The organism is Alteromonas sp. 1_MG-2023 (assembly GCF_030547075.1).
Taxonomy (GTDB): domain Bacteria; phylum Pseudomonadota; class Gammaproteobacteria; order Enterobacterales; family Alteromonadaceae; genus Alteromonas.
Map to the genome: position 1 here is coordinate 309,289 of NZ_JAUOQH010000004.1, position 23,980 is coordinate 333,268.

The following is a 23,980-nucleotide window of genomic DNA, read 5'->3' on the forward strand; positions in this document are numbered from 1 at the left end:
TTATGTACCAAGACTTTTTCGACTTCACTGAGATGCCATTTTCGCTTACGCCAAATACAGAGTTTTTCTGTGCGTTAGCGCCTCATAATGAAGCCCTAAAAGTTATTCTATCTGCACTAAGTATGTCTGAAGGTTTTATCAAGGTAACGGGAGAAGTGGGAACAGGGAAAACCCTGCTTTGTCGTAAGTTGATCAATCATTTATCTGACAAATTTGTTGCCTGTTATTTACCTAATCCGTACCTGTCGCCCGATGAACTCCGTTTATCTTTTGCTAAAGAGCTCGGCATAAAACTAGATACCGAGACAGAACGTCCGAATTTGCACAATGCTATTGAAGCACAACTGCTCACCTTAAAACGAGAAGGCAAACAAGCTGTACTTATTATTGATGAGGCTCAGTCGCTCAGTTGGGATGCGCTAGAAATGTTGCGCCTGTTTAGTAACTTGGAAACGGAAAAAAGTAAATTGCTGCAGATTGTACTATTTGGGCAACCTGAATTAGATCAAAATTTGGCGCACAAGAAAGTGCGTCAAATTCGCCAGCGCATAAGCTTCTCTTATACGTTGCGAAGTATGACGTCATCAGAAGTAACCTATTACATAGGACATCGCCTGATGACGGCTGGTGGCGAAAAATCGATTATCCCCAATAGCCTGTGTACTTTTATTTCTATGGTTACGCAGGGCACACCTAGGCTAGTGAATATCATGTGCCATAAAATGTTACTGCATGCCTATGGACAAGGCAAAGCGCGGGTAAATTGGCAGCATGCACTGAATGCCACATTAGATACGGAAGATTGTAAGCGACGCGTGGTGCCGCGCCAAAGCATTATCATGTTTTCCATGTTTGCAATCGTGTTAATTGGTTTAGTAGAGCTAGTCCCTTGGGGTAGCGTATGAGCCTACTCAATAACACACTTAAGTCGCTGGATGCCCGTGATAGTTCGGACGATTTTGGCCTGCCTCCTACTGTGAATGTCACCCGTCAGTTTCCAGTAAAACGTACGATTTTGGTCGTGCTAGTGGTATTGGCACTATTGTGGGTAGTGCTATCTAGCTCAAAAGATGCAGAGCTTAGCGACCCGGCCATAACGTCGCCCCAAGCGAATACAAAAAACGAAAAACGATCTTCGAATGATTCGCAGCTTGTAGATGGGATTGAGCAAAGCGCGCTCGAGCCAAAAGCCCCGAACCAGAAAATCCTAGAACAAGCTGCTACAGAAAAACAGCCTGCTGACGCAACAGCGGCGCAACAAGGCATGCAAGCTACACCATTAGACAGTGCAGACATAGCGGCACAACAGCAACAGGTTTCGGTAGCTGCACAGGCGTTTACCCAAGATAGCGACGATGATGAGGCGCCTTATCGAGCTCAAGCTGAGGCGCGACAAAAGCTAACTGAGGTACGAGAACCAGCCGTTGATAATAGAGCGTCTGTATCTGAAGAACCCGCTAAAGCTATCTTAAGTGCGACTGACAGTACTAATGGCAGCCTTGTAGCTAATGAAAGCCCTGAAGCGAATGTCATGGTTAAAAATGGCGTTGAAATGAATGCGATGGCTTCAACAAGCGAAGCCGCGTCATCAACATCAGTGGGCATGGTAACCCGGCAGAATAATGTTTCTGTCGCGCCCAAATCGATGGAAAAACAAAGTGAAGTGCATTTGGCTGCGGGTATTCGTTCATTCGAATTTGGCATGTTTGAAGATGCACAAGACAGCTTCATGCGCGCGCTTGAAGCAAGCCCAGAAAATAACAGTGCAAGAGAACGCTTAGTTGCCCTCTTGTATGGTCAAAACAATTCCGACGAAGCGCTAGCTTATTTAGCCCAAGGAATGCGGTCCCAACCTGCCAATTTGTTGTGGCGAGAACTGGCTGCAAAAATACTTATTGAGCAAACTCGATATGCTGATGTACTCGCTATTATGCCAGACGATTTGGATATAACGGCATTAACCGAGAAGCGCGCCGATTACTTAATCATAAAAGGTACGGTGGCGCAGGCGCTTGAAAGCCATAAGAAGGCCATGTCAGCGTTTTCTGCTATGACCAAATTACAGCCTAATTTGGGTAAGTGGTGGTTGGCGCTAGGCATCAGCAGTGAAGCACTAGAATATACGGCGCTTGCTACACAAGCCTATACCAGTGCGATTAGTAAAGGCGGCCTATCTGCTGATTCTGAGCAGTACGTTATCCAGCGTTTACATGTATTACAGGAGCAATATTAATGCGACCTCGGTTAAAAATGCGCTTGGGCGACCTTTTAGTTCATGAAAACATTATTTCAAGTGAACAGTTAGAGCAGGCTCTTTCAGCCCAACGAGCATCTGGAAGGAAACTGGGTGATACGCTTATTCAGCTTAACTTTATTAGTGAGCCCCAACTTTTACGCTTTTTGGCGCAGCAACTTAATGTTCCTTTTTTAGATATTACACAGCGTAGAATTGACCCTGAACACGCCCAGTTATTGCCAGAAACTTATGCCCGTCGATATCGCGCATTAGTGATTGAAGCCGACAGCGACTCGGTACTGTTAGGCATGAGTGATCCAACGGATCTTGGCGGGCTCGATCAATTAGGCCCCTTATTTGAACCAAGAACCCTAGATCTTGCCATCGTTCAAGAAACTCAGATGCTAGAGGCATTTGATACGGTTTACCGTCGTACACAAGAGATTGCTTCGTTCGCCGAAAAGCTTGATGAAGAGTATGACGACGATGTCGACTTTGAGCTTTCAGCGTTAGACGACTCTACCTCTGATGCTACCGTCGTTAAACTATTACACTCCATCTTTGAAGATGCGGTACAAGTGCGTGCTTCGGATATCCACATAGAGCCTGATGAAAAAACGCTTCGTATTCGACAACGGGTTGATGGGGTGTTGCAAGAAAATATACTAAACCAAGTGAAGATAGCCTCTGCACTGGTACTTCGCTTGAAGCTAATGTCAGGCTTGGATATTTCTGAAAAACGCTTACCTCAAGACGGACGTTTTAATATTAAAGTGAAAGGGCACACCTTAGATGTACGTGTGTCTACAATGCCTGTATCAAACGGCGAAGCAGTGGTTATGCGTTTGCTAGACCAGTCTGCTGGGTTGTTGAGTTTGGAACAAACCGGTATGCCTTCAGCCATGGCTGAGCGATTTAGAACGGCTATTCACCGACCTCATGGCATGATTTTGGTTACAGGGCCTACCGGCTCAGGTAAAACCACCACTTTATATGGTGCCTTAAGCGAACTTAATAGCCCGAACAGTAAAATTATTACGGTAGAAGATCCTATCGAATATCGGTTACCACGAATTAACCAAGTTCAAGTTAACCAAAAAATAGGGTTAGATTTTGCCGCTATTTTGCGTACCACATTAAGACAAGATCCCGACATCATCATGGTGGGGGAAATGCGAGACCAAGAAACCGTTGAAATTGGGTTACGAGGCGCGTTAACCGGTCACTTGGTATTAAGTACCCTTCACACCAATGACTCAGTAACCAGTGCAATACGTTTGATTGACATGGGCGCTGCACCTTACTTGGTTGCCACCTCATTACGAGGCGTTTTAGCGCAAAGACTAGTCAGGCGTATTTGCGAAAACTGCAAAGTTGAAAAGCAGCCAACCAGTCAAGAAATGACCTGGGTTAAATTTCTAAATCCATCGTTAAGTGAAGCCCGTTTCCATCATGGCAAGGGATGCAACAGTTGCAACCACACTGGCTATCGTGGACGAATAGGTGTGTTCGAATTTCTAGAAATGAATGAAAGCATGATGGAAGCGTTGCGCAGCAATGATACACAAGGTTTTGTCGATGCCACTAAGGAGAATAAAAGCTTCATACCGCTTTCGCACATGGCATTGGATTACGCCGCAGAAGGTAAAATTTCGCTAGAAGAAGTATTCAAAGTGGCTGAAGTAGTGCCTGAGGTACTTAATAGCTAATGCCACAGTTTAAATATGCAGGCAAGTTACCTTCTGGTGACAGTAAAAATGGCGTTATAGAAGCTAGCTCCGAAAAAATGGCGGCGCAATCGCTATTGGCGCAAAAAATTGTGCCTTTGAGCATTGTAGAGTCGAAAGGTAATGAGGGCGAGAAAGAAGGTATTAACCTAAATAATCTGTTTGCACCTTCGATTGGGCTGGATGAACTGATTATCTTTTCTCGCCAAATGTATTCACTGCTTAAAGCGGGCATACCGATTATTCGCGCTATTAACGGCCTTAGTGAAAATGCATCTCACAAGTATTTCAAAACCATTTTAAAAGATATTTCTAGTCAGTTAGAGCAGGGAAGAACCTTATCTAGCGCGATGACAAAATACGAAAGAATTTTTACTAAGTTAACTATTTCAGTGGTCGTGGTGGGCGAGAGCACCGGTAAGTTAGACGATGTTTTTTTACAGTTAGCGCAATATTTTGAGCGTGAACAAGAAACAAGAAAACGGATAAAGTCGGCACTTCGATACCCTACATTCGTAATTATTGCGTTAGTTATTGCGATGTTTATTTTGAACTTGTTTGTGATTCCTGTGTTCTCTGAAATGTTTAGTCGGTTTGATGCAGAACTGCCGCTAATGACACGAGTACTTATGGGGACTTCTGCTTTTTTTGTCAATTATTGGTGGCTTCTTATTCTAATAATTGTTGGCACTATTATCGTGGTAAAACAGTATGTTAATTCGACTAATGGACGTCTCACATGGGACAAATTTAAACTAAAGTTGCCTGTCGTAGGAAGTATTATTGAGCGATCATTATTATCAAGGTACAGCCGTAGTTTTTCGATGATATTAAAAGCCGGTGTACCACTTACTGCGGGGCTTTCACTTACTGCAGATGCGGTCGACAACGCCTACATGCAAAAGCGTATCAGAGAGATGCGACAAGGCATTGAAAAAGGCGAGAGTTTGTTAAGGGTGTCGAAGAACAGCGGGCTATTTTCTTCTCTGGTACTACAGATGGTAGCGGTGGGCGAAGAAACCGGGCGTTTAGAGCCGTTATTAGAAGAAAGTGCTGATTATTACGAGCGTGAAGTCGACTTTGATTTAAAAAGTCTGACCGCCAAAATTGAGCCTATTCTTATTGGCTTTGTAGCAGTAATGGTATTGGTCCTAGCGCTAGGAATATTTACCCCAATGTGGAGCATGATGTCCGCAGTAAAAGGTGGGTAGTGAATGTCAGACGCCAGAAAGGGATTATTCAACTATATTGTAATTGGTGTCTTAATTTCAGCGTTGGCAACGGTTTATGTTTTTTATGCAACGCCACTTATTAGTGAGGCTGAACAAGTAAATCGCCGAACGGTAGAAGTAGAGTTTGAACGCACTGTTATGTTGGCTCGGGCTCAATGGCTGAAAACAAAGAGCAGTGTAGTGCGGATATACGAAACACAGTTGTTAAATACTGGCAAAGTCGCACAGAACAAGTCTGGAGCCCTTGAGTTACTCATTAACAGCAACGGATGGCCGGAAGGGATGGATAAAGCAGAAGATGCAGCCTGCGAGCAGCTTTACCGCTTATCTTCTTCTACTACCGCGGCGAATAGTGAACTTACTATTACGGCACAGCGAGACAGGCAAGGTTTTTTAGAATGTAGGTATGTAATCGACGACATACTTTGGTTTATGTATACCGCTAAAAATGGCGTTATACATAAAAATTAGCAATGTTACACCGAGAACACGGCGATAGTCCGTCAATGAAGGAGATGTTATGAAAATGAATCAACAGGGTTTTACGCTCATTGAGTTAATCATTGTGGTCATCATTTTAGGCTTGTTAGCGGCTACAGCGTTACCTCGCTTTATTGATGTGACAGACGAAGCTCGTGAGGCCAGCGTTGAAGGTGTGGCAGGCGGTTTTGCTGCAGCGGTTGGTTTAGTGCGTGCGCAATGGGAAGTAGAAGGTCGCCCTAGCGGAAACAATGGAAATGGTAACGGTACTGTAGTTACTTACGACCAAACCTTAGTGGGTGTAGATGGAACTATTGGTTATCCAACAGGAAGTAGTACAGGTAATACATTAGTAAGCACTGTGAACAGTACCGAGTGTAAAAATGTTTTTGACTTAGTTTTACAGTCGGCGCCAACGAATACCACGTCAACAAACGATACCTTGATAGCAGATTTTCGTTATGCGGTGCGTGAGGACGACTCAGGTGCAAATGCAGAATGTGTTTATTATCTAGTGGAATCTATGGGCCTACCTACCAGTACAGCACCTGCTGATGGTACGCCAGATGGCACTACTCATGACGGCTTTACCTATAACCCAGCCACTGGCCAGGTTACTGTTTTTTAATTTTTACGTTCAGGAAATATGACTATGCAAACGGTTTCAACGCAAAAGGGTTTTACCCTTATTGAATTAATTATTGTAATTGTATTGTTAGGTATTTTGGCAGTAACAGCCGCACCTAAGTTTCTAAATCTTCAAGACGATGCACGTGACTCAGTGTTACAAGGTATGGCCGGTTCGTTAGAATCAGCATCATCAGTGATTTATGGTAAATCGTTGATTAATGATGTAGCCGGTACCAGTGATGGTAGTGAAAGTGTTAATGTTGGAAACAGCACTACGGTAAGCGTTGTATACGGTTACCCAGATGCTGCAACAACTGCTAACTTTACCAGTATCTTAGATTCAGATATTGGTAATACCGGTGGCGATTATCAAACCGCAGTGGTAACGGGCACGCCTACAAAAATTCTAATTTACTATGCAGGATTTGGTGATTATGCGACTACGGCCCCTTCGGCGGCTGGTGCAGCGTGTGCGGTAGAATATACCAATGCAACTGCAGAAGGCGAACGCCCAGTAATCACCGTAAACACTTGCGTTCTATAATGTGAAGGATCGTGGTTTTACATTAGTAGAACTGATTATCACGATAATTGTAATTGGGGTGTTAGCGATTACCGCTGCACCCCGGTTTCTCGGTAGCGATACCGAAGATGCCATTTCACTTCGCGATCGCACACTTCAGTTTGTTCGAAATATGCAGTTTCGTGCTATGCAAAATACCTTAGACACCAGTTGTGTGAAAATCACTGCTACAGCAATAGCGCCGCCCGCTTTGCACAATTGTGCGAATTCCTTATCTCTGTCTTTCGATGATGATCAAGTTATTCAAACTACTGGTACTGATGTGCTTTTCCAAGCAACCGATAGTAATGGCAATACCTTCAGTGAAATTCGTTTTGATGGATGGGGTAGACCTAGCAATATTGTCTGTGCAACTACTTGTCGCATTCAAGCTAGTACTTTTGCTGTGTGCTTAAGCGGTGAAGGGGCGATTTATGCCTGCTAGCAATACCACTGCGGTCAAACAAAGCGCGTTTAAACCGAGCTTATTTAAAAAAGGTGCGTTTAAAAAAAGTACTTTGCCGCAAAGAATGACAGGTTTTACCCTGTTAGAGCTGGTGGTAGGTATCGTAGTATTTACTATTAGTTTAACCGTGGTGTTGTCGTTAATTGCGCCCCAGGCTGCGCAAACCGCTGAACCTCTAAGACAAGTTAAGGCCGCTAAGTTAGGGCAGTCTTTAATGAATGATATTCTAAGTCGTTCATTTGATGAAAACAGCGATAAAAGCCCCCCTTTTGAAACCTGCAACGAAAAAGCATCTGGGTGCTCTACCACATTAGGCAGTGAAGAAGCATCTTCAGATGATTACGATGATGTGGATGACTACAATGGCTTAACGGTCAACAATGTTGGCGGCAACTATTCAAGTTTTAGTTATACCGTTAATGTGGAATACGACAGCGACCTAAACCAAGCAACCTCAAACGACGGTGATACCTATAAGCGGATAGATATTGCGGTTACCGCACCCGATGGGCAAGTATATCGATTCAGTGCTTATCGAGGCAGCTATTAATGAAAAGCGTAAAGGCCCAGCGAGGGTTTACATTAATAGAGCTAATTCTCGTTATTGTTATCTTAGGCATAATGAGTGTGTCGATAGCGCAAGTTGTTTCACTCAGTGCGCAAATTTATATTACCGGTGCCGATAGAACCCGTCTTGTTTCGCAAGCGCGGTTCGTTATCTTACGGTTAGAAAAGGAACTGCGAAATATCGTTCCTAATTCTGTAGCGTTCGATTCATCGTTAGGCTGCTTGAGCTATTACCCGATAAAACAAAGCGGCACCTACGTAGACGATGCTTTCGACAACCCCATGCACGTGGTTATATTCGATAGCATTATTGCCGAAGATGATACCTTGGTCGTTTATCCAACCAGCCCACAAAGTGTGGTGGATAATGGTAGAAACATTGATAGCATAAATTCGTCAACGGATGCGCCCTCTAGCAGTAATCAGTTTGAATTAACGCTAGACACCCCTGTTAGTTCAACCTCTCCAGGTAAGCGATTTTTTGTCCCTGAAGCACAGGTTAGTATTTGCCAGGTAACCAATGCACTGGGAAATGTACTCACTCGTAGCCAAGGTGGTACAACAACAGTTTTAGCGACGGATATTTCCCAGTGGAATACCAATATTGTTACGGCAGGGCTACGCCAAAATGGTCTTGTTGAAGTTGAACTCACCATTGAAGGCCGTGACAACGAAACCTTAAGCGTTGTACACGAGATACATTTTCCTAATGTCCCTTAATCAAATGTCCCTTAATCATGCAGCGTCACTTCACCGACAAAAAGGCTCAGCCACCATGGTTGCTGTGATCATTAGCCTTGTGCTGCTGTCGATAGGTATCGCGTTATCAAACCAAATTTCATCCAATGCACGACAGCAGTCTATTGAATACTATGGCGCTCGCGCATATTTATCGGCCCAAAGTGGGTTGGAAGTGGCTATTTCAAGGCTGGTGAATAATAACAATCCGAACTGCAGTGTTATTGAGGCCCCAGTTAACATAGCGGCAGATGCGCTCTCAAATTGCACTGTGACATTAAGTTGTGATGTAGAAACCAATGTTGATGAACCCGAAGTGAGCGCCGGCGCAATTAGGGTGTATCTACTTGAGTCACTCTCTCAATGTAGCGCAGGTCAGTTATCTACCTCACGGCGTGTATTAGTTGAAGTAAGGCAGGAAGAATAATGAGAATAAACTCCCTACTAGTCAGTATGATGCTAGTGCTTACTTTCAGCATTCAAGTAATGGCCGTACCTCAAATAGAAGGGCGTTTCATAGAGCTGCAAAATACCTACAACAAAGCCGAATGGACCACCATCAGCTTTTCGCAAGTGTATGACGAAGCGCCCGCAGTTTTCATGCTGTCTACAAACCAAGGGGGAAACCCCGCTATAGTAAAAATTCGTAACGTAACGAGAACTGGCTTCGAGGCGTTGCCATTAGAGCCGTCTGGCGAAGATGGGCCTCATATCACCATGGGTGGACACTATTTAGCGATTGCGTATGGTGTACATGAATTTCCCGATGATGTGGTGATAGAAGTTGCAAAAATGGAACTTGGCGCCGACACAATTCAAGCGGCAGCCAAATCTGATTGGCCTTTAACGGGCACTAACAGTGAGCGTTATGCGCAAGTTAATTTTGAAAATGAGTTTAGCGAACAGCCTACCTTTTTCCATTCTATTCAAACAGTAAATAACCAAGTAAATATAAGCGGACAAGAGCCACCGAATAAACCGCAGCTACCTTTTTTAACCGTTGCCGCCAAGTGGGATTTTAAGGGGAGTAATGGCGCCACTCCTTCTGCAACCGAACAAACTTACTTTATGGCCTTGGAAGCCTCAGAAACCCAATATGAGGCAGTCACCCGTACTGAAACCGTGGCTTATATGGCGACCACTGAAGGCAGCGCTAGAAGTTTCTTTGATGACGATGGCAAAGAAGTAGAATGGGAAGCCTTTTTTGTCGATAACAAAATATTGGGTTATAGCGATGCGTGTAGAACCAACAATTTCAGGAATAATTACGACGAAACCCCTCTAGTAGCCGCCAGTAAAATATCAAGAAATGAAGATGACGGAGGGTGGCTTCGCAGTTGTAATTTAAACTCAAACCGCTTAGGGCTTAGAGTTGATGAAGACAGATATATTGAAAACGAGCGAAATCATGTTGAAGAAGAAGCTAGTATAATAGCGATGACATCTGAGTTTGTTTTCAGCGGCGATGTACCTAGCTGTGAAGTGGTATTCCCAGGCACATTAGCTGCCTTCAGCGATAGCGAAATCTTCCTTTCTGCCAACAGTCGTATTATAGACGATAACAACGGGCAGCTTACTACAATACAATATGCTAATGATGCTGAAGATAACGATGAACTGCCATTATGCGGAGACCCTGGTGTAGCGTGTTTTGCTAGCAATACCAACGCGCTAACGGACGCTCAACTTCGCGCCATTCCAAGTATTACCATTGAAGATACTGGCCCCACTTTTTTACCCACCGAACTTGCTGGCGATTATTTTTTCAAGCGGGATGTGGTTACCATGGAAGCGGCAAGCTATAACGTAGTGGCGCCAACTCGAATCTATGTCGCTGATGCTGACACGTTTCCAGATATCACCTCAGTATTTACCATGGCAAACACCAGTATTACGGTAAGCGACGGTGCCTATTTAGCCATTTATGTTGAAGGTGATGTGGTCATTGACGCCACTAACCCTTATGCGTCAATACTTGCCACAGGGGGTATTCGATTCGTGAATATTTCCGGTGAAACCATTACGGGTAATTTTACCGGTGGTGGAGGTGTTACTGCTAATGCTGCTTTAGTGGCGCAGGCTGGTGATGTACCCAGTAATATTCCAGGTATATGTGGTCGCGAGGTAATAGAGGTATTAAACCACTATCGATTTGAATTAGCTGATGCAAAGGGCAGTAGCTGCGCAGCAAAATCTGTAACTTTGAAGGCATGCGCTGATGTCGATTGTGATTTACTTTACTCCCAGCCTTCTACAGTAGGGCTATTGCCATTGAATAGTAATAGCTACCAGTGGAGCCCTGATGACTCGGTGACTTTTATTGGTCAAGTATCATTAACCTTAGACAGCTTAAAAGGTAACGACCCCGAATTAGCAACATCTGGTGAAGACCCATCCTCACAATTGCGATGCTTCATTGGAGGAAGTGAAGTGGCGTTGGCCCAATGTGATATTAACTTTGAAGAAGACGGGCTTACATTTACTAACATTACCGATGATAACGAAACTATCGTGACCCAGTTATCAGGGAAGCCCTCTGATGAAGGGTATAACCGAAAAACCTATGCCATTGAGGCATGTGCCAATACGGATACACTTAAAAACAATACCGTGGATGTAAGCTTAAACTACACCTGTGCAAGCAGTAGCTCATGTAGTAACAAGTTGGTCTTTTCAAACGACGGCAATGACCATGAACTTGGTACTAGCGCCGCTACCTATCAATTAGCCTTTGATAACGACTCTCGCGCAGAATTTACGATTCAGTATCCTGATGCTGGGGAAATTTCACTCGCGGCCGAAGTCTCGGTAGGCAGTGGCGTATCAGGTTCTTCAAATACCTTTATCGTACGCCCATTTGGTTTTGATTTAGCAGTGCGGACCGACAACGGTTCAGCAGATAACTCTAATGCGTTAGCCACCAATTCAAACGGCAGCGTGCTTAAACGTACCGGTGAAGACTTTGTATTTCAAATAAGACCTACACAATGGGTGGATGGGGAAGACGACGATAACGATGGCGTACCTGATGACTTTGCCGAATTAAGCAATAACATAACCGCCAAACATTATTCTGGCACTGTGGATTTAACAACCACGGCAATATTACCAAGTGGCGGTGTTGTGGGCACGTTAGATGGCGCACAAAATGGTATCGTGTTCGATGATGATGACAGCGTAAATACAGCGTTAAACTATGATGAAGTCGGCACTATTACTATTGCTGCATCCAGTCGTTATTTATCATCTGAAACCGTACTGGGTGAAATTCAAAACGTAGGACGGTTTGCCCCTTCAAACTTTTTACTTAGCGGCGATGTGCTTACAGGGTGCGATATAGATGGCAGCACGCTGACGTACTTTGACCAACCTCTGCAAGATGTGTCTTTTGTTCTGCAAGCGGTTAACCACAATAACGAACGTATGGCTAATTATCGAGATGGTTTCGACAAGTTAACCAATATTTCAATGTTGGTTGAAGACTCTGGTACCCAGCTTAATCGGCTTATTAATGTTGACGCTATGGGCTGGTTGCAATCGGGTGCTACAGGGCAAATCGACTTTAGCGATACTAATATTACATTTACTCGTTTAGCTGACGCTGAACTAGATGGTGCGTATTTAGATGCCTCTTTAATTTTGTCGTTAGATGAATCTCAACTAGAAAGTGCAACGGTAAATAATAGTGTGTGTTCTGTAGACTGCACCGCTTCAATCGATACGGGGTTAGCCTTTGCCTATGGCCGAGCCACATTAATTAATAATTACGGTAGCGAAAGTGAAGATTTATTATTGCCACTGCAAACGCAGTATTACGATGGTGCCGATTGGCGCATGAGTACGCAAGATAATTGCACTGCGTTCGATCATGCTAATGTGGATGATGTGTCTTCTACGCTGACCACCAGTGAAACAGGCACTTTAGTCACCGGCGCTTATGATGGCCGTGATGGTATTCGCGTGTCATCTCCAACGGGAGAGGGAATTTTCCCCGTAGAATATAATCCTTCAGCTTGGTTATTATGGGATTGGGACGGTGATGGCACAGCTGATGAGCCGCCAGAAGCAACGTTAACTTTCGGCGCTTTTAGGGGCAATGACAATATTATCTACAAAAGAGAAAAAGTAGGAAATTAACTTTGTTAATGAACCTTACGAACATTTCATTGTCATCAAGGGGCTAGTATCAATCTATCTCGGCATGAAATATAGAGGGCGAGAAGCTAATTAAAAGATATTTGCAAGGTTAACCTAGGCATTACTTGCCCAAATATGCCCTCGTTGTTAAAGTGTGCGGATAAATATCGACTTCACGTTAAAGCGCTGTCATCTCACCATTGCTAACACGCGATAACACAGAAACAGGAATACACTTTTCATGTTTAAAAAGCTTCGAGGCATGTTCTCTAATGATCTGTCCATCGACCTCGGAACAGCTAATACGCTGATTTACGTTAAAGACCAAGGTATTGTACTCAACGAACCCTCTGTAGTAGCTATTCGCCAAGAGCGTGCTGCTGGGCCTAAAAGCGTTGCCGCTGTAGGTGCAGAAGCCAAACGAATGTTAGGTAGAACACCAGGTAACATTCGCGCTATTCGTCCTATGAAAGACGGTGTTATTGCCGATTTTTATGTGACAGAGAAAATGCTTCAGCACTTTATCAAACAAGTGCATGACAACAATTTCCTTCGCCCAAGTCCTCGTGTTTTAGTTTGCGTTCCATGTGGTTCTACTCAGGTAGAGCGCCGAGCCATTAAAGAATCTGCTCTAGGAGCAGGTGCACGGGAAGTGTATTTGATTGATGAGCCTATGGCCGCAGCTATCGGTGCAGGCTTGCCAGTATCAGAAGCAACCGGTTCAATGGTGGTCGACATTGGTGGTGGTACTACCGAAGTGGCTATCATTTCACTTAACGGTGTTGTGTACTCTTCATCGGTTCGTATTGGTGGTGATAAGTTCGACGAAGCTATCATTAACTATGTGCGTCGTAACTTTGGCTCATTAATTGGTGAAGCCACAGCCGAACGTATTAAGCATGAAATCGGTGCAGCCTACCCGGGTGAAGAAGTACGTGAAATTGAAGTGCGCGGTCGTAACCTTGCTGAAGGTGTACCTCGTGGTTTCACACTAAACTCGAATGAAATTCTAGAAGCATTGCAAGAACCGCTTACCGGTATCGTTTCAGCGGTAATGGTAGCACTTGAGCAATCTCCACCAGAGCTAGCATCTGATATTTCAGAGCGTGGCATGGTATTAACCGGTGGTGGCGCATTACTGAAAGATTTAGATCGTTTGTTAATGGAAGAAACGGGCATTCCAGTTGTTATTGCTGATGATCCGCTTACTTGCGTAGCGCGTGGCGGTGGTAAGGCTTTCGATATGATTGACCTGCACGGTGGCGACCTGTTTAGCTATGAATAAACAGGAAAGGCAACCTTAAGGTTGCCTTCTTTGTATTATGGATACTATATTCACCCGCGGTCCTTCACTGAATAATAGACTAGCGCTGGCAATTGTTTTGTCAGCGTTACTTATTTTTGTGGATCACAAAGTAGAAGGGTTTAAATCGACCCGAGTCTACCTCAACTCATTCATGAGTCCATTGCAGTACTTGGCCAATTTGCCTCGGTTAATGCTAAGCGAAAGTGCGCAGCGGCTTACATCTCAAGAAGATCTTCTTGAAGAAAACGACAAGCTTACCAATCAATTGCTGCTGATGAGCGAAAAGCTCCAGCGGTTTGATGCTCTATCGCAAGAAAACAAACAGCTTAGACATTTACTGGATGCACCCGTACGTAATGATTTACGTAAAATGGTGGCTGAACTCATGGCGGTTGATAAAAACCCCTATAGCCAGCAAGTGGTTATCAACAAGGGCGCTATTGATGGGGTTTACTTATCTCAGCCTATTATTGATGAAAAAGGCATAGTGGGGCAGGTGATGGAAGTTGGCACTACCAATAGCCGCGTGTTATTGCTTGCCGATGTTACCCATGCCATTCCTGTTCGCTCCCAGCGTAATGATATTCGCTTTATTGCCACAGGTAGCGGTGCGTTAAACGAATTGTATTTAGAGCATGTTCCTCATAGTGTTGATATTAAATCGGGAGATGTAATGATTTCTTCCGGTTTAGGTAAGATTTTTCCAGAAGGTTATCCGGTGGGTACGGTAAAAGAAGTGCGACGGGATGAAAGTCGCCCATTTTCTATCGTTACGGTTACCCCGATGGCTAGGTTAGATCGCCTAAAGTACTTACTATTACTGTGGTCTGATGAAGATAAACCTAGCGACAATGATGTTGATAACGACATTAATAGTCAAAGTAAAGACAACGCGAACAAAGCCGATGTTGAGGCAAATGGCGAACAAAATAGCGTAGAAAGTAGCGTAGAAAATAGCGGGACAGGAAGAGATACACAAAGCAATGCCACTTCAGGCAATGAGGAGGCTGAAGATGATTCGTAAGCGCCATTCAGTTATCGTCACCACGCTGTTAATTGCCCTAGTACTTCAAATAGTACCATTGCCTATTCAGGCCGATTTATATCGCCCCGATTGGGTGTTGATTGTGCTCGCATATTGGAGCATGGCATTACCCCATAGAGTGAATGTGGGTGTGGCTTTTCTAACTGGTGTAGCGGTAGATATATTAGTGGGTACTACCTTGGGTATTCACAGCTTAAGCTTGAGCATTTCAATTTATATTTTAGCGGCCAATTATCAGCGACTTCGAAATTATTCTGTATGGCAACAAGCGATCGTGATTGGATTACTGTCATCGCTGTATCACTTACTCACATTCTGGGTACAACACTTACTCACAGATATCTATTTCCAACTCGATTATTTGTGGCCAGTGCTTACCTCTATGTTGCTTTGGCCGTGGGTATTTTGGCTACTACGTAAAACCCGTCGTCAATTTTCCATTACTTAAAGTATGAGACTCGTATCGTGAATTATTCAGTAGTCTTAGCCTCTGCTTCTCCTCGTCGTACTATGCTTTTAGATCAAATGGGCATCGCCCACACGGTGAAGCCCGTGGATATTGATGAATCTGCATTACAAAACGAAACCCCTCAATACCAGGTTGCTCGATTAGCGAAGCAAAAAGCGGAAACCGCGTTGGCGCGATTAAAGGCCGAAGGTGCACTAACTGAAAACACGCTAGTGTTAGCTTCAGACACGTTAATTGCTTTTAACGGTGCGAGTTTGGGTAAGCCAGAAGATAAAGAAGACGCAAGACGTATTCTTTCTATGCTGTCTAATAACGAACATGAAGTACTGACGGCCATTAGTGTGGCGTCTTCATCCAATCAAGTAACACAAACGATTACTACCCATATAACTTTTGCCGCATTGACGAACGATGAAATTGACGCATACTGGGAAACAGGTGAACCTGCTGATAAAGCAGGCAGTTACGCCATTCAAGGTATTGGCGGGCAATTTGTTAAAGCGATTAACGGCAGTGCTAGCGCAGTGGTAGGGTTGCCTTTGTATGAAACAAGGCAACTACTTAGAGAATTTGGAGTCGTGTAGTGAGTGCAGAGCTACTAATTAATGTTACACCGTCAGAGTCTCGTGTTGTTCTTATCGAAAATGGGATATTGCAGGAAATTCACGTAGAGCGTCATACTAAGCGTGGCCTAGTGGGCAATATCTACCGTGGTAAAGTCAGCCGAGTCTTACCCGGTATGCAAGCCGCATTTGTGGACATTGGCCTAGAAAAAGCCGCTTTTCTGCATGCTTCAGACATCGTCATTCACAATGAAATTGCTGAAGAAGTATCTGCCAGTCATATTCAAAAACAAGACATTCGTGAACTTGTTCGAGACGGCCAAGATATCGTTGTGCAGGTGGTGAAAGACCCTATAGGCACTAAAGGCGCTCGCCTGACTACCGACATTACCATTCCAAGTCGTTATTTAGTGTTTATGCCAAGTGTTACCCATGTTGGTGTTTCTCAACGTATTGAAGAAGAAGTTGAGCGGGAGCGTTTGAAAACCCTAGTACAGGAATTCTGCGACGAAAACGGTGGCTTTATTTTACGTACCGCTGCTGAAGGGGTGGGCAAAGCTGAATTACAGCAAGATGCCGCGTTCTTACGCCGACTGTGGGACAAAATTCAATCGCGGATGAAAAAGCGCAAATCTAATGTGCTATATGAAGATTTACCACTAGCCCGCAGAGTACTGCGCGACTTTGTAGGCACAGAGCTAGACAGAATTCGTATCGACTCTAAGTTGTCATTCCAAGAATTGTTTCAGTTCACCAAAGAATACGTGCCTGAAATGAACGGTAAGTTGGAGTACTACACGGGCGACCGCCCTATCTTCGATTTACACGATGTTGAAAACGAAACCCAGCGTGCCCTTGAGCGTCGAGTCGATTTAAAATCAGGTGGTTATTTGATTATCGATCAGACCGAAGCCATGACTACCATCGACATTAATACGGGCGCGTTTGTTGGCCATCGTAATTTAGAAGAAACGATTTTTAATACCAACACCGAGGCTACGCAAGCCATTGCAAGGCAGCTTCGGTTACGCAATCTAGGTGGTATGATCTTAATCGACTTTATCGATATGATTGAACCAGACCACAAGAGGCGTGTCTTACATAGTTTAGAAGTGGCGACGAGTAAGGACAGGGCCAAGATAAATATTCACGGTTTTACGTCGCTTGGTCTGATTGAAATGACCCGTAAGCGCACCCGTGAAAGTATTGAACATATACTCTGTGGCGAATGCCCCGTATGTAAAGGCCGTGGCTCGGTGAAAACCGTTGAAACTATCTGCTTTGAAATTATGCGTGAAATTGTACGGGTAAACCGTGCGTACGACGCTGATAAGTTTGTTGTCTATGCTTCCCCTAAAGTGGTTGAAGCGTTAATGGGCGAAGAATCGCATATGCTTGCAGAGCTGGAAGTGTTTGTATCGAAACAGATTAAGGTACAAACCGAAACCTTGTACAACCAGGATAAGTACGACGTCGTCATGATGTAATACACTAACTATACGAAGGCGAAGTGTGACCAAAATAACGTCAGTAGCAGCCTATTTAGTCAAAAAAATCTGGTTGCTGCTTGCCATCCTGCTTGTTCTTTTTGCACTGTTAATCAGTGCTGCTCGCTATGCGTTGCCGCATATTGAACACAACAAGCACCTGCTGGAAGATTATATTAACCAGCGCTATGGCGTAAACCTTACTATTAAGAGCGTACATGCAGTTTGGCAGCGCTCTGGGCCGAGTATTGTCTTAAACTCGGTATCGATGACGCAAAACGATGCATCTCCTGTCGGCCTCAATATTCGCCAAGTCTATGTAGAATTAGACTTTTGGCAATCCATCACCCAACGTATGATTTCTTCTACGCGCTTCGAACTGCGAGGCCTTAAGCTTGATGTTGATGCGGATAGGTTCGAGCGAGCAGGCGACGGAAATTTTCCCGTTGTTGATGCCTTAAAAAACTTATTTTTAGAACAGCTCCAAAGCTTCTCCCTTGAAGAAGGCGAAGTGATCCTGACTAAAAACAGCGAGAAGCAATCGTTTATTATCGATCAGCTAACATGGAATAACAGTGGTAAGCGTCACCAAGGTTTAGGCCAAGTAAGGGTTGCCGATGTATCGTCGAACTCCGCGTCTTTCATCATTGATGTGACGGGCAACAAAGACGCCTTCGAAGGGGTATTTTACGCCCGCGCTGAAGATTTAGATATTTCACCTTGGGTGAGCGACTTAATTAAAACCAAACGTCCATTGAGTCAAAGTAGAGCGAACTTTGAGATTTGGGCTGATGTACAAAGTAACGGTATTACCGGCGTACAAGCTCAGTTCGAAGAAAGCTTACTTGAATGGGGCGGCGGAGAATATTCTACATTAGTGACAGGTATTCGTGGCGGCAACATTGAAGCCGTACCCACCCGAGACGGTTGGAGCGTAAGGGTAGATCAACTCGTAGTCGATTCTGGTAATGAAACTATTGAAGCTGACTTTGTGGGCAAAGTGTCGAATTCAGGTGATGCCGTAGTCAGTATTGTTAAACCGGTTCAGATAAATCCGTTTCTTATGCTTTTACCCCTGTTTATGGATGATACCAGCGAAGAGGAAATCCGTGGGTTAAACCCGACAGGGCAGCTTGCCACGTTAGAGCTTCAGTTAAGAAATCGTCGTCCTGAATTCACTGCAAAAATTCTTGATTTGTCATGGGAACAAGCGGGTAAAACGCCAGGTTTAACCTCGTTAGATGCCGATCTTTATTGGTATAAAGATTCCGGTGCTGTTTACTTAAAAAGTGAAAATAGCATTTTGTCTGCAGACAATGTCATTAAGCAAAACCTCGATATAAATACGTTTAGCGCTAACCTGTTTTTTCATGCTCAATCCGTAGATGATGAAAAGCAATGGGTAGTAACGGGCAAAAATCTTCTGTTAGACAGTGAGCAGGTTGTAGTTAAGCCCGCATTTCGGTCTAACCTAACCACGGGCGATATGGACATAATCGCCAATGTTGAGCCCTTAGCCTTGAATGAAGTGAGCGATTTCTTTCCAGTATCGCTAATGGGCGCGAATACTGACAATTTTCTTACCCGAGCATTTGTTGGCAAGGGCGAGGTGACTAAAGCGCAGGTGTTGTGGCACGGTAATCCGAAACAGTATCCTTTTGCAGATAACAGCGGTATTTTTCAAGCCTATGTTGATGTTGAAGATAGTGATTTTGTGTTTTCATCAAAGTGGCCTGCGTTGAATGAACTCGATTTATCGGTACGTTTCGAAAATGCCGGCTTAGTCATGGTAAGTGAAAAAGGAACGTTAGCAGGCATAGATGTGTCAGCGATGTCGGCAGAGATTCCACGTTTACATCCCTCCTCAATGTTAACTATTAACGCGCAGGGTGCTGGGACAGGTGAATCGTTGACTGAGCTTATGAAGCAGTCTTCCATCGCGAATTCTCTTGGTAAAGTATTAGATAAAGATGTCCAGGTTTCAGGCCCCTTATCTGCCAGCTTGCAGTTAGATATTCCGTTTCGAGGAAAAGATGTTCGTGTGCAGGGGGCTGCAACGCTAAATGACAATTCTGTGTACATTACCAGTACCCGAATGAAGTTTGACGATGCGAATGGCACCTTAACCTTTGACAATGCAAATATCGACGCTTCTGGGCTTACTGCAAGCTTATTAGGTCAGCCAGTTGAGATGTCGCTTAAAGGTCGTCAAAAGGAAAGCTATGATGTGAATGTAAACCTGAAAGGGTTATGGCATGTTCACCCCTTAGTAGAGTATGTGAAAAACGATTTTAAAGACTACGTAGATGGTGAAACTAATTGGCAAGCCGATGTGAATTTGAGTTTGTCTAATAGTGATTTTTACTACAATGCACAAATTAATGCTGACTTAACCGCAACGCAGAGTTTATTACCCGCCCCTTTTGATACAATTCAAGGTAGCAGCCTTCCACTTCAAATTAACAGCGAAGGGAATCTACAAGCGTCAAGTGTGGTGGCTACGTTAGGTGACAATGTTCATTTTGACGGTGTACTGCCTCATAAAGAAATGCAATTCTCCCGTGCACTACTTTCTTTAGGTGACGCTGAACTAGGAGACAGAGGTACCGGATTTAGTATTGCGGCCGCCGTAGAGAAAGCTGACATCGTCCAGTGGTTCTCTACGTTACAAACCTTGATTTTGCCTGGAGAAAGAGTAGGTGATAGCAGTACGCTAACCGCTAAAACAACGACAGCCAGCTCAACAAAATCGACGCTTTTTGGGGTGCCATCAAGAATTTTCGTTACCGCCGATACGCTTACAGGCTGGGGGCATTCTCTTAAAAATGTGTCGTTAACAGCCCGTGAACAAGACAACGATTGGTTACTACAGGTTGATGCCTCAAAAGCCCGTGCCTCCATCAGAATTAATAGCGATATCAATGCCCAAGGTATCGACATTGATGCCGATTATTTAGTGTTAGATAAACCTATTAGCGAGACAACCTCTTCGCAAAGTGAGCAAGACGAATCACAAGAAATAGGAAAGTCTGAAGAAACTCAAATTGCCCAGAAAAAAGCAGAAGTAGCGGAAGTTGACCCATTAGATTTACCTCCTATTTATTTTCATTGCAGTGTTTGCAGTGTACACGGTGTTGATTTAGGGGAAGTTACCCTAGATGTGGCTAAAACTGATCAAGGCATGCATATTAGGCAACTGCTAACCCGCTCTTCGGATGCTAATTTAACCGCCTCGGGTTATTGGCAACATGAAGGTGATGATATTACAACCCGGTTAAACGGTACCCTTGTTTCTCCCGATGTAGGGCAAATGCTTAAACAGCATGGCGTGACATCAGGCATTAAAGATTCAGAAGCAAATGTTAATTTTGACCTGAGTTGGCCCTCAGCACCCTTTGATTTCTCGGTAGCCAAGGTTAATGGCGACGTAGACTGGACACTCACAGACGGTTACCTTACTGAGGTGAGTGACAAAGGTTCGCGTATATTTACCTTATTCAGCCTAAACTCTTTAGTACGTAAGCTAAGCCTCGATTTTAGAGATGTATTTGCCACAGGTTTCTTCTACGACAAAATGGGCGGAAGCCTGCAAATTGCTAATGGCAATGCTTTCACCGACGATACCGAAATTGACGGTGGCGCAGGGGAAATAGAAATTAAGGGGTATACGGATTTAAATACTGGTGGCCTTAATTACAACATTTCTTTTGCGCCAAATGTGACGGGCAACTTACCATTTTTAGTTTACTTCTTAGCCACGCCGCCTACTGCACTAGCTGCGCTAGCGCTAGATCAGGTGTTAACGTCGGCTAAAGTTATTTCGAACGTGAACTATAAAGTGTCCGGCACCATAGCCAACCCTCAATTCGATGAGGTTGAACGACACAGTAAAGATATTAGCTTGCCGGCGAATGTGTCGCCAGAGACCACTTCGCCATTAGATCGGCCGCTTACCGAAGATGATTTACGTAGAGTAAAAATGGAGGTTATCGATGGTTAATCTAGTTGCAGTTCAAATGACATCTACACCCAGTGTAGAAGACAATTTGAAACACGTAGAACATGCTCTTGCCAATGAACAAGTTCCAAAAGATAGCTTGGTGGTATTGCCAGAATGCTTTGCCTGTTTTGGTACTAAAGATGGCGAGTTGCTTAATGCCGCTGAAGTTAAAGACGAAGGGCTTATTCAGCAACGATTATCGGCGCTAGCCAAAGCCCATGAGTGCTACATTGTCTCGGGTACATTTCCTATGGCTACCGACGATGCATCAAAATTTTCAGCGGCGTGTTTATTGTTTGGGCCAGACGGCACAGTGCTAGCCGACTATCGAAAAATTCATCTGTTTGATGTATCTGTTGATGACAATACGGGCAGCTACAAAGAATCTAAATTTACAACCCCAGGCAGTGAGGTCGTAACGGTTAAAACCCCAATTGGCAACATTGGGCTGGCGGTATGTTATGATGTGCGCTTTCCAGGCCTGTTTACTGCCATGGGCGATATCGATATTTTAGTATTGCCTGCCGCTTTTACGCAAAGAACCGGTGAAGCGCATTGGCACACATTAGTGAAAGCAAGAGCCATTGAGAAACAATGCTATGTGGTAGCGGCAAACCAAACGGGTGAACACCAAAACGGCCGTGAAACCTTTGGGCATAGCCTAGTGGTCTCTCCGTGGGGTGAAACCTTAAGTGAGCTACCTAAAGACATTGGCGTTATTCAAACCAGTGTTGAAATTGAAGCGCGACAAACCATTAAACAAAATATGCCGGTTGCCGAACATAACCGATTCAGGAGTCACCTTGTCTAAATCTGTTGAACGCCATTTATTGTCTGACTCTGGACTAGATGTAGCGTCGCTAGAAAAAGCCCTTTCGGGTATCCATCGTCACGATACCGATTATGCTGATCTTTATTTTCAGTCGAGCCAACATGAAAGTTGGGTGCTCGAAGACGGCATTATCAAAGAAGGTAGCTACAACATCGAACGTGGTGTTGGGGTTCGTGCTATCAGCGGTGAAAAAACCGGTTTCGCTTATTCAGATGAAATCAGTGAAGATGCTTTAGTAAAGGCGTGCAATGCTGCGCGCAGTATTGCCCCTGATGGCGGTTCGCAAAAAGTCTCATCGTTAGGGCGTGGCGAGTATCAAGCCCGTTACGGCGAGAGCAACCCTATTTTAGCCATGCAAGATGCTGAGAAAATATCACTGCTTAAGTCGGTAGATGCGTATATTCGCCAGCAAGAACCATCAGCCAATCAGGTGGTGGTAAGTATTAGTGGTGTATATGAAGAAATTTTAGTGGCGGCCAGCGATGGCACCTTTGCTACGGATATTCGCCCATTAGTGCGCCTCAACTGCTCGGTATTGCTTGAAGAAGGTGAACGTCGCGAACGAGGCAGCGCAGGTGCTGGTGGTCGATACGCTTATTCCTTTTTTGAATCAGATAAAGATGGTCGCCCTTACTATCAGCAATTAGCTGACGATGCCTTGCATATGGCGCGCGTTAACATGCAAGCGGTAGCCTCGCCTGCTGGTGCTATGCCGGTAGTGTTAGGTAATGGTTGGCCAGGCGTGTTATTGCATGAAGCGGTAGGTCATGGCCTTGAAGGCGATTTTAACCGTAAAGGTGCGTCTACTTTCAGTGGTAAAATTGGCCAGCGAGTCGCTGCAAAAGGCGTAACCGTAGTAGACGATGGCACATTGGCTGATCGTCGTGGTTCATTGTCGGTAGACGATGAAGGCACACCAACACAACGCAATGTACTTATTGAAGACGGTATTTTAAAAGGCTACATGCAAGATAAGCATAATGCTAAGTTGATGGGTGTTGCTGCTACAGGAAATGGCCGTCGTGAGTCTTATGCACATTTACCTATGCCGCGTATGACTAACACCTACATGCTTGAAGGCCAGTACGATCCTAAAGAGATTATTGCCTCTATCGATAAAGGTATTTATGCCCCTAACTTTGCGGGTGGGCAGGTTGATATCACATCAGGCAAATTTGTATTCTCTAGTGCAGAAGCTTACCTCATTGAAAATGGTAAAATTACCGCACCGGTTAAAGGCGCAACGCTTATTGGTAATGGGCCAGAGGTGATGCAGAAGATTTCCATGATTGGAAACGATGTGGCACTCGATAACGGCGTAGGCGTGTGTGGCAAGGACGGGCAAAGCGTGCCTGTTGGTGTGGGCCAACCTACACTGAAAATAGATGAGCTAACCGTAGGCGGTACTGCCTAGCTTAGGCTCATTACAAGATAAGATAACGAAATACGATAAAACACAAAATAGGCGCCATTGGCGCCTATTTTTATTTGAAAAGTGTTTAG

At 44.4% G+C, this 23,980-nt stretch carries 20 protein-coding genes; all 20 read left to right on the forward strand.

The genetic code is table 11. The annotated features are described in order from the left end of the window. Positions 1-2 precede the first annotated feature (2 nt). The 20 genes from Q4561_RS06435 to tldD all read left to right on the forward strand — a co-directional run bounded on the left by Q4561_RS06435 (position 3) and on the right by tldD (position 23,891). On the forward strand, positions 3-905 hold the full coding sequence (locus tag Q4561_RS06435) for an ExeA family protein (RefSeq protein WP_303458474.1): 903 nt from the start codon (positions 3-5) through the stop codon (positions 903-905). Beyond that, positions 902-2,233 (forward strand): M48 family metallopeptidase, encoded by a 1,332-nt coding sequence (locus Q4561_RS06440; RefSeq protein WP_303458476.1) that lies wholly within the window; start codon positions 902-904, stop codon positions 2,231-2,233. Before Q4561_RS06435 ends, Q4561_RS06440 begins: the two co-directional genes overlap by 4 nt. Beyond that, positions 2,233-3,945, forward strand: a complete 1,713-nt coding sequence (locus tag Q4561_RS06445) for a GspE/PulE family protein (protein WP_303458477.1) — start codon at positions 2,233-2,235, stop codon at positions 3,943-3,945. Before Q4561_RS06440 ends, Q4561_RS06445 begins: the two co-directional genes overlap by 1 nt. After that, positions 3,945-5,174 (forward strand): type II secretion system F family protein, encoded by a 1,230-nt coding sequence (locus Q4561_RS06450; protein ID WP_303458479.1) that lies wholly within the window; start codon positions 3,945-3,947, stop codon positions 5,172-5,174. The genes Q4561_RS06445 and Q4561_RS06450 overlap by 1 nt, the downstream gene beginning before the upstream one ends. 3 nt (positions 5,175-5,177) lie before the next feature. Further along, the gene (locus Q4561_RS06455; RefSeq protein ID WP_303458481.1) at positions 5,178-5,666 is read left to right on the forward strand and encodes a hypothetical protein; all 489 of its coding nucleotides are present in this window, start codon (positions 5,178-5,180) and stop codon (positions 5,664-5,666) included. A 49-nt stretch (positions 5,667-5,715) separates the two neighbouring features. After that, the gene (locus Q4561_RS06460) at positions 5,716-6,303 is read left to right on the forward strand and encodes a prepilin-type N-terminal cleavage/methylation domain-containing protein (RefSeq protein ID WP_303458483.1); all 588 of its coding nucleotides are present in this window, start codon (positions 5,716-5,718) and stop codon (positions 6,301-6,303) included. A gap of 24 nt (positions 6,304-6,327) precedes the next feature. After that, positions 6,328-6,849 (forward strand): prepilin-type N-terminal cleavage/methylation domain-containing protein, encoded by a 522-nt coding sequence (locus Q4561_RS06465; protein ID WP_303458485.1) that lies wholly within the window; start codon positions 6,328-6,330, stop codon positions 6,847-6,849. A 1-nt stretch (position 6,850) separates the two neighbouring features. Continuing rightward, the gene (locus tag Q4561_RS06470; RefSeq protein ID WP_303458487.1) at positions 6,851-7,312 is read left to right on the forward strand and encodes a type II secretion system protein; all 462 of its coding nucleotides are present in this window, start codon (positions 6,851-6,853) and stop codon (positions 7,310-7,312) included. Positions 7,313-7,397: 85 nt separating this feature from the next. After that, positions 7,398-7,883 carry an agglutinin biogenesis protein MshD gene (locus Q4561_RS06475; protein WP_303458532.1) on the forward strand — a complete coding sequence of 162 codons (486 nt, stop codon included), beginning with the start codon at positions 7,398-7,400 and terminating at the stop codon, positions 7,881-7,883. Next, a complete protein-coding gene (locus tag Q4561_RS06480) occupies positions 7,883-8,620 on the forward strand; it encodes a type II secretion system protein J (RefSeq protein WP_303458488.1) in 738 nt (245 codons plus the stop codon). Before Q4561_RS06475 ends, Q4561_RS06480 begins: the two co-directional genes overlap by 1 nt. Further along, on the forward strand, positions 8,610-9,065 hold the full coding sequence (locus tag Q4561_RS06485) for an agglutinin biogenesis protein MshP (RefSeq protein WP_303458489.1): 456 nt from the start codon (positions 8,610-8,612) through the stop codon (positions 9,063-9,065). Before Q4561_RS06480 ends, Q4561_RS06485 begins: the two co-directional genes overlap by 11 nt. Further along, complete coding sequence (locus tag Q4561_RS06490) at positions 9,065-12,775, forward strand: DUF6701 domain-containing protein (protein WP_303458491.1); 3,711 nt, start codon at positions 9,065-9,067, stop codon at positions 12,773-12,775. The genes Q4561_RS06485 and Q4561_RS06490 overlap by 1 nt, the downstream gene beginning before the upstream one ends. A 241-nt stretch (positions 12,776-13,016) precedes the next feature. Then, positions 13,017-14,060, forward strand: a complete 1,044-nt coding sequence (locus tag Q4561_RS06495) for a rod shape-determining protein (protein WP_013785855.1) — start codon at positions 13,017-13,019, stop codon at positions 14,058-14,060. A 37-nt stretch (positions 14,061-14,097) separates the two neighbouring features. Then, positions 14,098-15,105 (forward strand): rod shape-determining protein MreC, encoded by a 1,008-nt coding sequence (gene mreC / locus Q4561_RS06500; protein ID WP_368411520.1) that lies wholly within the window; start codon positions 14,098-14,100, stop codon positions 15,103-15,105. After that, on the forward strand, positions 15,098-15,574 hold the full coding sequence (gene mreD / locus Q4561_RS06505) for a rod shape-determining protein MreD (RefSeq protein ID WP_303458534.1): 477 nt from the start codon (positions 15,098-15,100) through the stop codon (positions 15,572-15,574). Before mreC ends, mreD begins: the two co-directional genes overlap by 8 nt. A gap of 17 nt (positions 15,575-15,591) precedes the next feature. Continuing rightward, positions 15,592-16,179, forward strand: coding sequence for a nucleoside triphosphate pyrophosphatase (locus Q4561_RS06510; protein WP_303458493.1), 588 nt, complete (start codon positions 15,592-15,594; stop codon positions 16,177-16,179). Then, on the forward strand, positions 16,179-17,645 hold the full coding sequence (rng, locus tag Q4561_RS06515) for a ribonuclease G (RefSeq protein ID WP_303458495.1): 1,467 nt from the start codon (positions 16,179-16,181) through the stop codon (positions 17,643-17,645). The genes Q4561_RS06510 and rng overlap by 1 nt, the downstream gene beginning before the upstream one ends. 25 nt (positions 17,646-17,670) lie before the next feature. Then, the gene (locus Q4561_RS06520) at positions 17,671-21,645 is read left to right on the forward strand and encodes a YhdP family protein (protein WP_303458497.1); all 3,975 of its coding nucleotides are present in this window, start codon (positions 17,671-17,673) and stop codon (positions 21,643-21,645) included. Next, positions 21,638-22,456 carry a carbon-nitrogen hydrolase family protein gene (locus Q4561_RS06525; protein WP_303458499.1) on the forward strand — a complete coding sequence of 273 codons (819 nt, stop codon included), beginning with the start codon at positions 21,638-21,640 and terminating at the stop codon, positions 22,454-22,456. The genes Q4561_RS06520 and Q4561_RS06525 overlap by 8 nt, the downstream gene beginning before the upstream one ends. Beyond that, complete coding sequence (tldD, locus tag Q4561_RS06530; protein ID WP_303458501.1) at positions 22,449-23,891, forward strand: metalloprotease TldD; 1,443 nt, start codon at positions 22,449-22,451, stop codon at positions 23,889-23,891. Before Q4561_RS06525 ends, tldD begins: the two co-directional genes overlap by 8 nt. The last annotated feature ends 89 nt before the right edge of the window (positions 23,892-23,980 follow it).

Bases quoted from the DNA above. Each gene is read 5' to 3' on its own strand.
- Q4561_RS06435 (WP_303458474.1), top strand. From the start codon at position 3: ATGTACCAAGACTTTTTCGACTTCACTGAGATGCCATTTTCGCTTACG.
- Q4561_RS06440 (WP_303458476.1), top strand. From the start codon at position 902: ATGAGCCTACTCAATAACACACTTAAGTCGCTGGATGCCCGTGATAGT.
- Q4561_RS06445 (WP_303458477.1), top strand. From the start codon at position 2,233: ATGCGACCTCGGTTAAAAATGCGCTTGGGCGACCTTTTAGTTCATGAA.
- Q4561_RS06450 (WP_303458479.1), top strand. From the start codon at position 3,945: ATGCCACAGTTTAAATATGCAGGCAAGTTACCTTCTGGTGACAGTAAA.
- Q4561_RS06455 (WP_303458481.1), top strand. From the start codon at position 5,178: ATGTCAGACGCCAGAAAGGGATTATTCAACTATATTGTAATTGGTGTC.
- Q4561_RS06460 (WP_303458483.1), top strand. From the start codon at position 5,716: ATGAAAATGAATCAACAGGGTTTTACGCTCATTGAGTTAATCATTGTG.
- Q4561_RS06465 (WP_303458485.1), top strand. From the start codon at position 6,328: ATGCAAACGGTTTCAACGCAAAAGGGTTTTACCCTTATTGAATTAATT.
- Q4561_RS06475 (WP_303458532.1), top strand. From the start codon at position 7,398: ATGACAGGTTTTACCCTGTTAGAGCTGGTGGTAGGTATCGTAGTATTT.
- Q4561_RS06480 (WP_303458488.1), top strand. From the start codon at position 7,883: ATGAAAAGCGTAAAGGCCCAGCGAGGGTTTACATTAATAGAGCTAATT.
- Q4561_RS06485 (WP_303458489.1), top strand. From the start codon at position 8,610: ATGTCCCTTAATCAAATGTCCCTTAATCATGCAGCGTCACTTCACCGA.
- Q4561_RS06490 (WP_303458491.1), top strand. From the start codon at position 9,065: ATGAGAATAAACTCCCTACTAGTCAGTATGATGCTAGTGCTTACTTTC.
- Q4561_RS06495 (WP_013785855.1), top strand. From the start codon at position 13,017: ATGTTTAAAAAGCTTCGAGGCATGTTCTCTAATGATCTGTCCATCGAC.
- mreC (WP_368411520.1), top strand. From the start codon at position 14,098: ATGGATACTATATTCACCCGCGGTCCTTCACTGAATAATAGACTAGCG.
- Q4561_RS06525 (WP_303458499.1), top strand. From the start codon at position 21,638: ATGGTTAATCTAGTTGCAGTTCAAATGACATCTACACCCAGTGTAGAA.